Genomic DNA, 13587 nt, shown 5'->3' on the forward strand with positions numbered 1-13587 from the left:
CTCCTTTCAGGGAAAATGAAAATAGGACTTATTGATGTTGACGGGCATAACTTTCCTTCCCTTCCCCTCATGAAGCTTTCTGCCTGGCATAGGAAAAAAGGAGATATGGTGGAATGGTACGATCCGTTGACAGCGTGGCAGCATCCGCCAGACAGGGTGTATATGAGCAAGGTATTTACTTTTACACCAGATTATCTCCATCCGGTAAATGCTGGTGAAATAATAAAGGGGGGAACCGGGTATTTTTACCCAGACGGCGGTCCAGAGCTGCCGAAGGAGATAGAGCATATCTATCCAGATTACAGCCTTTACCCTGACATATGCAAAGATACGGCCTATGGGTTTCTGACGCGAGGATGTCCACGCGGTTGCGAGTTCTGTATTGTCGCAGACAAAGAAGGCCGCTGTAGCAAAAAAGTGGCAGATTTATATGAGTTTTGGGACAGGCAAAAGAATATAGTTCTTCTCGATCCGAATATGTTTGCCTGTACTGATTGGAAAAATTTAAGCCAGCAGCTTATTGATAGTGGATCATGGATTGACTTTTCACAAGGATGCGATATCAGAATTATGACAGCAGAAAAAGCTGAATACATTAAGCGGATGAAAATAAAACAGATTCATTTTGCCTGGGACCGTTACGAGGATAAAAATATTATCCTTCCTAAACTCAAACAGTTCAAAGAGGTTTCAGGATGGGATTACAGAAAGATGGGCGTTTATGTACTGACTGGATTTAATACAACACTGGATCAAGACTTGGAAAGGATTTATATCCTGCGAGATATTGGGTACAGTCCGTATGTAATGATTTACAACAAAGACAAGCTTCCGCGGCGGCATAAGCTAAAACGGCTACAGCGCTGGGTAAATTCAAGGTTTGCTTTTGCGGCATGTGAACGCTTTGAAGATTATACCGGATAGTGCGGTAAATTGAACAAGAAAGGAGGCCGGAGCGGTGCGCACCGTAACGGGATATCCCGGCTCCTTTCGGAAAAATGAGAGATTTGATTATTGATTGCTTTGCAGGAGGAGGCGGGGCAAGTGTTGGAATTGAAATGGCACTGGGACGGCAGGTTGATATTGCGATAAACCATGATCCGCAGGCAATCCGGATGCACACGGTAAATCATCCGGACACATTGCATCTGACAGAGGATATCTTTAAGGTTGACCTGCAGAAATACGTAGCCGGCTGTCATGTGGCGCTGATGTGGGCAAGCCCAGACTGTACCAGCCACAGCAAGGCGAAAGGGGGACAGCCACGGAAAAAAGGGCTGAGAATCCTCCCGTGGGCTGTATATAAGCACGCAAAGAGTATCCTTCCAGACGTTATCATAATGGAAAATGTAGAAGAAATACAGCAATGGGGGCCGTTGGATGAGGCGGGATATCCGATTAGAGAGAGAGCTGGAGAGGATTATCAGAGATTCATAGGTGCAATGCGTTCGCTGGGATATGCATTCAGCAGCCGGGAACTTGTAGCGGCAGACTATGGAGCACCGACAACGCGCAGAAGATGGTATGCGATATTCCGCCGGGATCACAGGCCGATTATATGGCCGGTGCCAACACATAGCAGGGACGGCGTTGCTGGAAATAAGTGGTTGGAGTGCGGCGATTACATAGACTGGTCGGACTTAGGGAAATCAATTTTTGACCGTAAGAAGCCGCTGGCAGATGCTACAATGGCGCGAATCGCAAACGGATATATAAAATATGTGGTAAACAATCCGCATCCGTACATTGTTCAGAAACAGGAGGCAGTGGCGTTCCTTATCCAGTATCACGGAGAGACAAAGGCAGGAGACTCCAGGGGACAGTTGCTTACGGAGCCGATTAAGACGATAGATACCAGCAACCGGTACGGTCTGGTGACGGCATTTATCACCAAATTTTATAAAACCGGAGTCGGGCAGGAATGTAGCGAACCACTGCATACCATAACCACATCACCGGGGCATTTCGGCCTGATATCTGCATTCTTGATAAAATATTATGGAACAGGATGCGGGCAGGATATGAATAAGCCGCTGGGAACGATAACTACGAAAGACCGGTTCGGACTGGTCAATGTGATTACAGAAATAAATGGAGAAAAATATATCCTGTGTGACATTTTTCTTCGGATGCTGAAACCGGAAGAACTGAAATTAATGCAGGGATTCCCGCCAGATTATATCATTAACCGGGATATTGAAGGAAAACCGTACCCTATTGCGGAGCAGGTGGCCCGTATTGGTAACAGTGTAGTACCGGTCATGGCACGGGAATTAGTAAGTGCAAATTGTCCTTATCTCCGTATAGGGGATCGCGTGGATAATATGAGGATAGATTACAGCGGATCGCAATTGCGGTTTGCCTGATTAAATTGAACTTTAAAGGAACACCCCATCCTCTATCGAGGATGGGAAAGCTTACTTGACACAAATGTTGTAAAAATTTTGTCCATACGGTGTTATATCAATTCTTTTTTTAGTAAAGCAAATACCGGTAGAGCTTGGATTGATGTGCTTGTACTTTTCTAAAGTATATTCTTTTTTTAAGACGTCCATCAAATTAGTATAAAGAGAGCCATCTCCATACCACATGCCTTCAGGTATATTTACAAGTCCTAAGCGACATAAATTATCTAATGCAAGCGGAAAATTATTAACATATTTTTTCCCGAAAAGGTTGGCGTTTTCGGCAATAGTGATAGTAAGGGCTGATGGAAGATCTAACATTACATCTACTATAGGCCTAGCCGGTAAGGGACAAATATGCTTGAAAAATATGGCATCTTCAGGAGAAAGTTGCTTAATGGTTTCTACGAAAGCAGGATGCACAGTATTTTTTGTATCAACATTCATGGACTTTGCAAGGAGGTTTGCGTATAAATTCCTAAGTTCCTTACTGTTCATAGCATAAGAAATTGCTTGGATAGCAGGAACGGCTACATAAGCCTCTGGAACTACAATTTTATCTGGATCAACGTTTTTAAGTTTTTTGGCAAGCAATTTTTTTGTTTCATCTACACTGTATTCTTTAATTAGAATCCACTTATCAAGACCTGAAAATGCGGCATTTATTGCACGGGGTATTCGGGATACAAATTTACCAGTTTCCTTGACAGTGGGTTGTAAAGCATCTTCGTAGAATTCAGGAACGGTTTTTATTGCTTTACCAATACCAGAAATAAGTTGCTCAAGACCATTTGACATATAAATCACGACCTTTCATAAGTATTTTATTTTATTGTATCGAAAAAATGGGGAAAATTCAACGAAGGAGGCAGAAATAAAAAATGAGTTTTATGATTTGTTTTCAACAGAAGAAAAAAGCAAGGGTTATTGGAAAATGCAATGCCTTAGATGCTATGGTGTTAGCTACAGTTGTATGTCATGCAACTGCTGAAAAGGTGGCAATAGAAAAAAAGATTGATAAGAGAACAGCGATGAAAATCGTAACAGAATCTATCTTGCAGAATTATGTTTCCGCTAAATGAGGATTAAGGAGTAGATGGTGAACGCAAGAGAATGCAGATTTTGCAAGCATTATAGTACATTGGGACTGCCAGAAAAAAAAGGTGCGTGCCTAAAAAACAAGAAACGGGTAGGAATGTTTGATACCTGTGAAAGCTATAGGAATAACGGACTGGATGATTTTTTGAAAAAATTTTTAAAGGGATAAATGAAAAATTGAAGGAGGAACAAATGGTAAACATTGCAATTTATGAAAAAATTACATATAAGCAGATAGATGATATGAAACACGCCCTGGGATTTGACCGGAGAAAGGTACGTGGCACAAAACACAGGAGATATGAGCCGTATCGAAACTATTTTTATACCGGTGAATGTGATGTTGAGGATTGGGAGCAGCTTGTATCTATCGGATTTGCCACAAAGAGCCGCGAGAATTGGTATCATGTGTCTGATGATGGGCGGATATTTTTGGAGCGAGTAACGGGAGTTAAGTTTCTTCCAGAAAGTGATTAAATGAAAATCTTCTGTGGAAAGGAGTAAGCGAACGTGGTTATAGAAATTAACGAAGAAGAACTGCAAGAATGGGCAGTCAACCAGATTAAGAAACGCATGGGAGATAGGATTAACACTTTAATGCGGGAATGGGATTGGGAACGGTACATGAGAGGTGCCGTGGATAAGGTGGTAAGAGAAAAGGTTACTGATGAGGCTATACAGACGGTTATCGGTAATGTGGATAAAGACAGCCTTATAAAAACTATCAGCGAAACCATTGCCATTGAAGTAGCTGAAAGTTTGCAAAACTGAAAATTGAGGGTTTGATGGAGGAACGAGATGGATAGATTAACAATACCTGATGTGCCCATAGAGGGCGGGATGAGAAGACCGGTCGTCGATGTAATGGCGGTCAGAGAAGAGGCCATGACCATATACTGGGCGCTCAAAAAATATGAGGATACCGGCCTGACGCCGGAAGAGATTAGAGAGATTGATCGACTGTTCGCAGAAAAATGCGGATGTTCCGGCTGGATTCCTGTAGAGAAGCGGCTTCCGGAAAAGACAGGAGATTACTGGGTTGCAATGAGACATTTGGATGGCAACATAACCACAGAAAAAATGTTTTGGCGTCCTGAATGGCCCCATGAAGATGCGTGGAAGGAAGTGGTTGTCGCATGGCAACCATATTATTGCCCGGAACCATTTAATCCACAAAATAAGGATTGAAGGAGGAAAATTATGTCAGAAGAGTATTTAATAATATTAAAAAAAGCGTTAAAAGGAATAGCTCTTACGGAAGATGAAAACAAACTAATAAAATGGATTGCCGGATGGGATTTATGGACGGTGCAACAGTTTGTACAGATAATAAAAAAATGTCGAATTCCTGTAAATAATTTATGACAAAAGGAGAAGAGGACATGCAAAAGAAATTAACGGTTGGAGAATTAAAGGCATCGTTGAAAGGAGTTCCGGAAGATTTAGTAGTAGAATTCACCAGCGACACAGAAGAAAGCGGAGATATCATCCTGGAGTATGCCCGCCGTGTAAAGTATGAGTTGCCGGTAGGCCAGAAATTTGACGATACCGGCGAAACGGGAGTAGATTATTTTGAAATCTACGGTAATTCGCACGATGATGAAGAGGACGAAGAATGCGATACATTATAATCTTTCTGGTGGCGGCTATGCTCTTTACCGGGTGTGGCCGGCCGCCAGAGCCGGATGTGTTCCGGGATAGTATCTATTGGATTCAAAACTGAATAAATGAAAAAGGCAGCTCTCCGGGGCTGCCAAAAAAATAACATTGAAAGAACATATGTTCCGAACTTGCATTCGGACATGAAAATACGGTGCATATCCCCCGCCAAGAGAACAATGCACCGCTGTGTTGCTGGGATTATTATACCATATTCCCAGCAGGAAGGGAATAGGTAAGAATATGGAAAATACTACAAATCTGACCAACAAAGAAATCGTTATACAGAGTATTGTTACTGCAATGTCTGTCATTCTGAATACAGTTCAGCTACAGGCACTGGACAATGTTTTACGGGAAAAGTTACACGGTCTGCGGATTGAAGAAGAGTGTACCCAGCTTTCCACCTGGAATGATGATAATGAATATATGGTTAAGGTTTTCTATGCCAATAAGAAACTTGAGGGATGTAAGGATAATACGCTTGAGCAGTATATGCTTTCTGCACGGCAATTGTTTGAGTTTACTAATAAAAATTACCGGGACATAACAAAAGAGGATTTGAAGTATTACATGGCCGTACGTTCCCAGAAAGTAAAGAGGAATACGCTGGTAAATACCAAACATAATTTATCTTCTTTCTTCACATTTCTTCATGATGAAGGGTATATCTCTATAAACCCAACACGGAGCTTAAAAGGGATAAAAAATATCGAGACGGAGAATATCCACCTGACGTTGAATGAAGAGGTAGCTGTTCGCGATGTGAAAAAAGACGTGCGAGAAGAAGCTTTGATAGACTTCTTATTTTCTACGGGTGTCCGTGTGGGTGAAGTGTCCGCCATGAATATAAACGATATTGATTTCAACACGGGAACAGTAACCTTCCGGGGAGAGAAGTCCGATAAAATTCGTACTGTGGTGCTGGATGCCAGGGCGAAACTGCATTTAATGGCCTATCTGAATACCCGCAAGGATAATAACCCGGCTTTATTCGTAACGACCCGGCTGTATCACGGATTTCCAAAACGGTTATGCAGGGATGCCCTGGAAAATATAACAAAGGGTATTGGTGTCAGGGCAGGCTTGGATAAATCCCTCACTGTCCATGTATTCCGCAGGACGTTCGCAACCAGGATGACGGATAAGGGATGTCCGCTGGAAACCCTTCAGGAGCTTATGGGACATGCAAGCCCGACCACAACCAAGAGATACATTGCAAAGAGCCAGCAGAGGGTACACAGAGCGGTATTGCAGTACATGGATGTGGCATAATGTGTGTGCATACTAATTGCAAATATCATAACTATGTGTTATACTTTATTCAGAGCCAAGAGCCGATGAGTAGAGATAACCTCTACCTGTCGGCTCTTTTATTTTGGCGGGAAAGGATGGTGATTTGGTGGCAGAAAACTACATAGACGCAGAACAGGACTATCTACAGGGTATGAAGTATAAAGATATTGCTGCCAAGTATGGTGTCACCATAAATACTGTCAAGTCCTGGAAGCAGAGGTATTCCTGGTCCCGGGAAAAAGGTGTGCACACAAAAGATAAAGTGTGCACACAGACCAAAAAGGATGCACGTATACCGGCTGATGATGGGACACGGGAGACTTTGCAGAACGATGAACTGACGCCGGAACAGCAGATGTTCTGTATTTATTACAGTCGGACTTTTAATGCAACGCAAAGCTATAAAAGGGCTTATGGTTGCACTTATGAATCAGCTATGTGCGCAGGTTCAAGGTTGTTAGGGAATATTAAGGTTCAGCTTGAAATTCAGCGTTTGAAGGAAATTAAGCGATTGCAAATAGTCGCTGGAGCAGAGGATTTCGTTGAACTGCAGATGAGGATAGCGTTTTCTGACATCGGAAGCCTTGTGAAGTTTGATAGGGGATCGGTGCTACTGGAGGATTCCAGCACCGTTGACACTCAACTGGTGAAAAAGGTAAAAGAGGGTAAAGATGGCGTGTCTATAGAATTAGAGGATCGCCAGAAAGCCATTGACTGGCTGACAAAGTACTTCCTGATACATCCGGATGACAAGTACCGGGCAGAGTTTGACCGGAAGAAAGCAGAGGCAGGGGAAGCTACGGAAGAAGAGATTGCCACGAACATGCAGACTCTGGCGGAAGTTCTGCAGCATAGCAGGCCTAATCGGAATATAGAAGATTATGAGGGGGAATAGTTATGGTTTTGTGTTTTGAGGAAAAAGACAGGAAGGCTATTGAAGTGCTGGGTATGAATGTAATTGAGTATAAGTGCATGATATATAAACTCACCGGCGCATATGAAAATATTCGTAGAACTGCGAAGAAAGTAGTAAATGCGGTAATAGATGCTGTGAAAAGAGTAGTTGAACGGCTGAAACCTATTTTTATGAAAATCAGGTTTATAGAACCCAGGAAACGATGGAAGATTGTAAAACCGTTGGTAAGGAGTGGTATTAGTTATACTGTTTTCTTCCCGCAACACAGAGTATACCACTGCCGGAATAATTGCTGAGAGGGGGATAACTATGATTCGTTTAGAAGTTGAAAAGTACTGTGATAACTGTAATGAGTTTAAGCCATGCGTAATTGTGGATGAGTCAGGCTTTGTCAATCAGCCTCCTGTATTTGACACTACGATTATTTGCAAGCACACCGGACGCTGCCAGGCATTAATGGAACATTTGAAGAGGTGTGATGTGAAATGAATATGCCTGCGCCTTTTAGTCAGCGTCAGGAGGATTACCTATACCGGTGCTTTGACAGCTGGTTTAATGTGGCGGAAGGCGGTAAGCGCGGTGGCAAAAACGTCCTGCAGACGCTTATCTTTTGTATGCTCCTGGAACGGCATCCGAACAAACTACATCTGGTGGCCGGCGTATCCACCGCGACCGCAAAACTTAATATTCTGGACTGTGACGGATATGGCCTCCTGAATTACTTTGAGGGGCGCTGCCGGGAAGGAAAATATAAAGACCGTGACTGCGTAAGAGTCCAGACTCCAACAGGAGAAAAGATTGTGCTGGTATCCGGCGGCGGCAAGGACGGGGACGAGAAGCTGATCAAGGGCAACACTTATGGCATGGCATACGTAACTGAGGCCAACGAGTGCCATCCGAAGTTCCTGAAAGAGGTATTCGACCGTACCCTTTCTTCCAATGACCGAAAGGTATTCCACGATTTGAATCCTAAGGAGGAAGAACACTGGTATTACGAGGAAATCTTAAAATACCACGAGGAACAGCAGGAGACGGATCCGGACTATGGATACAATTACGGCCACTTCACGATTGCTGACAATTACAGCATATCGGATGACAAACTTCGCTCCGTGCTTAAGACATACCGTAAAGGGACCGTATGGTATTCCCGGGATATCCTGGGGCACAGAGCCGTGGCCGAAGGGATTATCTTCCGGTACTTTGCGGATAACCCGGAACCATACCTATACACCGATGCGCAGCTGCAGGAGTGGTTCGCTGTCCGTATCAAACAGGCACAGCGGGAAGGCCGCAGGAAGTGGCTGGATAAAGTCACTATCGGTATTGACTTCGGCGGCAATGGCTCCATGACTACTTACGTAGCTACGGGATACATCAATGGGTACCACAATCTGTTTGTTCTGGAGGAAGACTACCTTCCGGTCACGCAAGAGGTAGACAGTAAAAATATCTGTGATAAGTTTATTGAGTTTTACCGCCGGATAATCGACCAGTACGGGGATGTTGATTGGGTGTTTCCGGATTCCGCCAGCACCACAATGATCAACAGTCTGCGGAGCGCGGCCAAGGAGGCGGGACTACCGTGGCGCAATATTGCAGGCTGCAAGAAAAATGAGATATCAGAGCGACCAAAGACAGTTGACTTGCTGTTTAATACGGGAAGGCTCCTGATAAACCGGCGTTGCCTGATGCTGATCGCGGCAATAAGGCGTCTGCGGTGGGACGATGATCATCCGGATCAGCCGGAAGATAAGAACATCGGAAACTGCAATGACTGGTGGGACGGGTTCTGTTATGCCTGGCTGGATTTTGTACAGCTCATAGATTTGGATAGATAGGAGGATTCATGGAGGATTTTGTAAAAGCATTTCTGCAAAAGAGGGGGTACGATGTAAATGAGACGGCACAGACGTACATAAGAGCATGTGATAACTGGTACGCAAACCGAGAGATTCCGGAATTCCACTGCCGGAAGACGGTTCAGGGAACAGCATACAGCCTTCACAGGCTCAACTTTGCAAAACGTTGCTGTTCAGATGACGCGAACCTGTGTGAGGTGCTGGAAATTAACGCCGGCGCGGGGGAGCAGAATGATACAGTTAATACCATTCTAAACGTAGGAGAATTTCAGACACAATATCGGAAGCAGCTGGAAAAGACATCTGCGGATGGGACGGTGGCCTGCTATATCCGTCTGGACAACGCTACATTGCTGAACAATGGAAAGGCAACTGGCGGCGATATCCAGCTCAATTATGTAGAGGCTGACTGTTTTATTCCTTTGACAGTGAAAAATGACATCGTGACAGAAGCTGGATTTTCTGGAACATATCTGCGCGGCGGAAAGATGCAGACCACGCTGGTATTGTTTATCCGTAATGACCAGGGGCTTTATGAGGCAGAGACGCACGTTTTTGATGATCGGGGAAATGAATTGCACGACCAGGAAACAACGGTCAGCCTGGGGAATGTGAAGCCATTTGCGGTGATGCGGAATGCAGAGGTGAATAACCTTGATGGTATGGAAGGATACGGGTTGCCGAAACTTTGGAATGCCATTCCGATGCTTAAGGCGATTGACCTTTGCTACAATGTACTGTTCGGTGATTTGGACAAGGCGGACAAGCTGCTGCTCATCAATGAGATGCTCTGCCAGTTCGATGGTTCCGGGGACCCGATAACGCCGAATGAACAGGTAAAAAAGCTATTTGTCCTTTTGGGGCAAAAACTGCCAGATCAGAAAGAGCTTATCCAAGAATACAATCCAGCAATCAGGATCGATGAGATAACCAAAAGTTTCGAATTGGCATTATCTCTACTTTCCCTCATGTTTGGCTACGGGACGAAGAAATATAGCTTTGAGGATGGTCAGATAACCACGGCGACAGAATATATCGGAGAACGCCAGGACCAGATGCAGGAGCTGAACCGGCAACGACAGGAGGCCAGACGGTACATACAGGATATCTGCCGGGCTGTGATGTGGTTTTCTAATACATTCCACGGGACGGCGTATAATCTGGATGCGGAAATCCTGGTGGACTTTGACGATAGCTATATTACGGACAAGGAGTCAGAATTGGAGCGGCGCCGGAATGACGCGCTGTCCTTTGACATCCCGCAGCTGACAATATGGTACCTGATGGAAGCCTACAGTCTGTCAGAAGAGGAAGCCACGGCACTTGTGACAGCACAGCAGGAGGCGGAAGAGAGGGATCCGACAGGAGAAGAAGAGGACTAAGGAGGGACCATGCTGACAGATGAGCAACTCGAAATTATATCTGAAGCAATCCAGCCGCTTTTCCAGTTCCTGGAGCGTGAAGTTATTGTGGATATTGCCCGGAGAATTAAAAAGACCCTTACGTATACTAGGACGGCAGAACTACAGGCGGTGGAAATGCATCGTCTGGGATTCAGCCCCGCGCGGATTCGGAAGGAAGCCATGAAGCTGCTACGCGATGATGCCGAGTATCGGAAGCAGGTTGCCAAAAATACGCTGGAATATAAACGAGCTGTCCGGAAGCAGATAAATGACATTACCAGGGCGGCATACCGGGCGGGCAATGAGATTGTGGCCGGTGCTGGGAATATGTCATGGGTGGATGACCTGCGGGTGTGGAAGCAGGCAGGGAAAGAGCTGACGGACAATTCCTTTCTTCCGCAGCTCACAGAAGCTTTTTCTGCGCAGACTGCCGGAGAACTTAAAAATCTGACAAAGACTACAGGGTTCCGGGCTATGAGCGGCTTGGAAAGCATTGAGAACGCCTATCAGAATGAACTGGACAAGGCTGTGATGAAGATATGCGCAGGTACATTTTCACAGGAAAAGGTTTTAAATGATGTAGTGAATGACCTGGCACACAGCGGCCTGCGGTCAATAGATTATTCTTCCGGCCGTACCATGCAGTTGGATGTGGGTGCACGGCTTGCCCTGCGGACTGGCTGCCACCAGCTGGCGGGGAAGATAACAGATGCCAACATGGCACAGACTGGTGAAAATCTTGTGTATGTGTCCAAGCACTGGGGTGCTCGCAATACCGGTATTGGTCACGCAAATCATGAAGAGTGGCAGGGCAAGGTATATTTTATCAAGCCTGGTACTGATTACAGTGAGGAAGCCCGCAGGATAGGCCAGGACCGTATCATGGACTTATGGTATGCCACGGGGTACAGCGTGGACGGCGCGCACTCGAATGACCCGTTGGGGCTTGACGGGTATAACTGTCGGCATAACCGGCATACCTGGTTTGAAGGTATGTCATCCCTTCCCGCCGAGCAGCCGGAGCCGAGGCCTGTTACCATCAACGGAAAAACTTATGACTATTACGCTATGACACAGCGCATGAGGGCTATGGAACGCACTGTCAGAGCCTTAAAGAGAGAGAAAGAAGCCCTGGACACTTTAGGTATCGATAGCACGGAAATAAGGGCTAAAATCAAGTCCAGGACGCGTGAATACAGGGAATTCTGCCGGGCGTGCAATGTCACGGAGGCAACAACCAAGATGCGCTATGAATGCGGGACAGCCGACCTTATGAAAACGGATTCTTGGAAACGGTATGCCGCAGTTGTTCCCGAACGGAATATAATCTCAGATATTAAAAACTCCATACAATCAAGTCAATACCGGAAAACCGCTGAGGAAATCAATGCGGAACTGGAAGAGATATGCTACAATGAAAGTAAATGGAGTGGTCGCATTCTGGTGAAAGACTTCCTACCGGATGGGGCCGGCCAGAAGGAATGGAATTGTGATATATTCCTTGGGAAGAAATCAGGTTATGATACAATTTGCCATGAACTCCTACATTCCCGTTCCTGTAGCCATTTTAAGCCAGAAGTCTATGAAGAACACCAGATTATCGAAGAATCCAGTGTTGAGCTATTGACAGAAGAAATCTGTAAGGGAAAAGGCATTGAATATGTAGAATCCTACAGGGAATCGGTTATTAATCTGCGTAGGATAAACCGGAGGCTGCACCTGTATGAGAATGATTATGATTATGCTCGGGAATTGTTTAATACCGATATGGATAAGCGGATACAGTGGCTTATCCAAAAGGTAAATTCCAGCGCAGCAACGGCAGAGCAGAAGGAAAACGTATATCAGCTTATTAGCGGATTAATGGGAGGATGGAGTATATGACACATGAGGAAGCCATAGAGCGGATTTACCAGAAGAAAACAGAAGAAGAGTGGATTCAGCTATATAAGGATGTCCAGGCTATGGATCCTGCTGAACGGAATAAAATAGGCAGGGACTATGAACTCCTGGGAATGACATATAATACCATTATGATTTCACAGAGGAAATAAGCTTGTAAATATTATGCCTGTATGTTATAATAATGATTGATAATATGAATTATAGTTATGAAAGGCGGGGCGCCGATGCAGGAATTTTGGTACAGATGTCCCAAATGTGGATTTCCCAAAATGCTGAAAATCCGGGCAGACACAAAAGTGAAAAACTTTCCCGGGTACTGCAAAAGATGTAAACAGGAATCCATAATTAATATAGACAATAGAGCCGAGAGCCGAATAGTTAATTCTTAGGAATTGATTGTACGGCTCTCTTTTTATTGTCTGTTCCGGAGGCTGATTGACCTCGTTAAAAAAATCGTTAAAGGAGAATGGGGAATGAAAAGAGAAGATTTAGAGAAGTTGGGACTTACAAAGGAACAGATTGACAGTGTGTGTGACCTGAATAATAAGGATATGAAGCCAGTAAAGGATGATTTACAGAAAGCGCAGGACGATTTGAAGGTAGCACAGGAAAAACTGACAACGGCAGAAGAAGCAGTAAAAAAGTTTGACGGTGTGGATCTGGAAAAACAGAATAAGCAGATTAAAGACCTGCAGGACGCCCTTAAAAAGAAGGAAGAAGACCATGCTGCTGAACTGGCGGCGCGGGATTTTAATAGTCTACTTGAAAAGAGTATTTCCAGTATAAAGGGTAAGAATTCGAAAGCAATCATGGCATTACTGGATATGGATTCCCTGAGGTCTTCCAAAAACCAAAAAGAGGATGTCGAAAAGGCACTGAAAGCCCTGGCAGAAGCGGAAGACAGTAAAATGCTGTTCGGAGAGCCGGAAACGAAACCTACGGGAACCCAGAGCATAATCGGGGCAGTGACAAAAACTACAGAAACAGCAAAAGAAACATTGGGCGATGCATTAGCGGCCCATTATAAAAATTAAGGAGGTAAA

The 13587-nt window shown here is 44.7% G+C and carries 18 protein-coding genes; 17 read left to right on the forward strand and 1 reads right to left on the reverse strand.

Annotated elements, in window-relative coordinates; genetic code table 11:
* Positions 1 to 15 precede the first annotated feature (15 nt).
* A complete protein-coding gene (locus DXA36_RS18600; protein WP_118680984.1) occupies positions 16 to 924 on the forward strand; it encodes a radical SAM protein in 909 nt (302 codons plus the stop codon).
* A 74-nt stretch (positions 925 to 998) separates the two neighbouring features.
* Complete coding sequence (locus tag DXA36_RS18605; protein WP_118680985.1) at positions 999 to 2366, forward strand: DNA cytosine methyltransferase; 1368 nt, start codon at positions 999 to 1001, stop codon at positions 2364 to 2366.
* A gap of 51 nt (positions 2367 to 2417) precedes the next feature.
* Here DXA36_RS18605 and DXA36_RS18610 read toward each other — a convergent pair whose 3' ends face one another.
* Positions 2418 to 3203, reverse strand: a complete 786-nt coding sequence (locus tag DXA36_RS18610; RefSeq protein ID WP_118680986.1) for a DUF4393 domain-containing protein — start codon at positions 3201 to 3203, stop codon at positions 2418 to 2420.
* Positions 3204 to 3286: 83 nt separating this feature from the next.
* Here DXA36_RS18610 and DXA36_RS18615 point away from each other — a divergent pair, with 83 nt between their 5' ends.
* From DXA36_RS18615 to DXA36_RS18680, 15 genes are all read left to right on the forward strand, one after another.
* Positions 3287 to 3487 carry a hypothetical protein gene (locus DXA36_RS18615; protein ID WP_118680987.1) on the forward strand — a complete coding sequence of 67 codons (201 nt, stop codon included), beginning with the start codon at positions 3287 to 3289 and terminating at the stop codon, positions 3485 to 3487.
* Positions 3488 to 3695: 208 nt separating this feature from the next.
* Positions 3696 to 3980 carry a hypothetical protein gene (locus DXA36_RS18620; protein WP_118680988.1) on the forward strand — a complete coding sequence of 95 codons (285 nt, stop codon included), beginning with the start codon at positions 3696 to 3698 and terminating at the stop codon, positions 3978 to 3980.
* A 33-nt stretch (positions 3981 to 4013) separates the two neighbouring features.
* Positions 4014 to 4274 carry a hypothetical protein gene (locus DXA36_RS18625; protein WP_118680989.1) on the forward strand — a complete coding sequence of 87 codons (261 nt, stop codon included), beginning with the start codon at positions 4014 to 4016 and terminating at the stop codon, positions 4272 to 4274.
* A 27-nt stretch (positions 4275 to 4301) separates the two neighbouring features.
* Entirely contained in the window at positions 4302 to 4691 is a 390-nt protein-coding gene (locus tag DXA36_RS18630; protein WP_118680990.1) for a hypothetical protein, read from the forward strand.
* A 12-nt stretch (positions 4692 to 4703) separates the two neighbouring features.
* Positions 4704 to 4868, forward strand: a complete 165-nt coding sequence (locus DXA36_RS33030) for a hypothetical protein (RefSeq protein WP_182479151.1) — start codon at positions 4704 to 4706, stop codon at positions 4866 to 4868.
* A gap of 17 nt (positions 4869 to 4885) precedes the next feature.
* Positions 4886 to 5134: a hypothetical protein gene (locus tag DXA36_RS18635; protein ID WP_118680991.1), complete on the forward strand. Its 249-nt coding sequence runs from the start codon at positions 4886 to 4888 to the stop codon at positions 5132 to 5134.
* Positions 5135 to 5405: 271 nt separating this feature from the next.
* On the forward strand, positions 5406 to 6437 hold the full coding sequence (locus tag DXA36_RS18640) for a tyrosine-type recombinase/integrase (protein ID WP_118680992.1): 1032 nt from the start codon (positions 5406 to 5408) through the stop codon (positions 6435 to 6437).
* 127 nt (positions 6438 to 6564) lie between these two features.
* A complete protein-coding gene (locus tag DXA36_RS18645) occupies positions 6565 to 7353 on the forward strand; it encodes a terminase small subunit (RefSeq protein ID WP_147366621.1) in 789 nt (262 codons plus the stop codon).
* Between the two features lie 2 nt (positions 7354 to 7355).
* On the forward strand, positions 7356 to 7670 hold the full coding sequence (locus DXA36_RS18650; RefSeq protein WP_118680994.1) for a hypothetical protein: 315 nt from the start codon (positions 7356 to 7358) through the stop codon (positions 7668 to 7670).
* A gap of 189 nt (positions 7671 to 7859) precedes the next feature.
* Positions 7860 to 9215: a phage terminase large subunit gene (locus DXA36_RS18660; RefSeq protein ID WP_118680996.1), complete on the forward strand. Its 1356-nt coding sequence runs from the start codon at positions 7860 to 7862 to the stop codon at positions 9213 to 9215.
* Between the two features lie 8 nt (positions 9216 to 9223).
* Positions 9224 to 10618, forward strand: a complete 1395-nt coding sequence (locus DXA36_RS18665) for a hypothetical protein (protein WP_118680997.1) — start codon at positions 9224 to 9226, stop codon at positions 10616 to 10618.
* Between the two features lie 9 nt (positions 10619 to 10627).
* The gene (locus DXA36_RS18670) at positions 10628 to 12523 is read left to right on the forward strand and encodes a phage minor capsid protein (RefSeq protein ID WP_118680998.1); all 1896 of its coding nucleotides are present in this window, start codon (positions 10628 to 10630) and stop codon (positions 12521 to 12523) included.
* Positions 12520 to 12693 (forward strand): hypothetical protein, encoded by a 174-nt coding sequence (locus DXA36_RS33035; RefSeq protein WP_182479152.1) that lies wholly within the window; start codon positions 12520 to 12522, stop codon positions 12691 to 12693. The genes DXA36_RS18670 and DXA36_RS33035 overlap by 4 nt, the downstream gene beginning before the upstream one ends.
* A gap of 75 nt (positions 12694 to 12768) precedes the next feature.
* Positions 12769 to 12933 (forward strand): cysteine-rich KTR domain-containing protein, encoded by a 165-nt coding sequence (locus DXA36_RS18675; RefSeq protein ID WP_118680999.1) that lies wholly within the window; start codon positions 12769 to 12771, stop codon positions 12931 to 12933.
* 84 nt (positions 12934 to 13017) lie between these two features.
* Positions 13018 to 13578: a phage scaffolding protein gene (locus DXA36_RS18680; RefSeq protein WP_118681000.1), complete on the forward strand. Its 561-nt coding sequence runs from the start codon at positions 13018 to 13020 to the stop codon at positions 13576 to 13578.
* Positions 13579 to 13587 lie beyond the last annotated feature (9 nt).

Origin of the sequence: Eisenbergiella sp. OF01-20 (genome assembly GCF_003478085.1) — a bacterium.
In the GTDB taxonomy this organism is placed as follows: domain Bacteria; phylum Bacillota; class Clostridia; order Lachnospirales; family Lachnospiraceae; genus Eisenbergiella.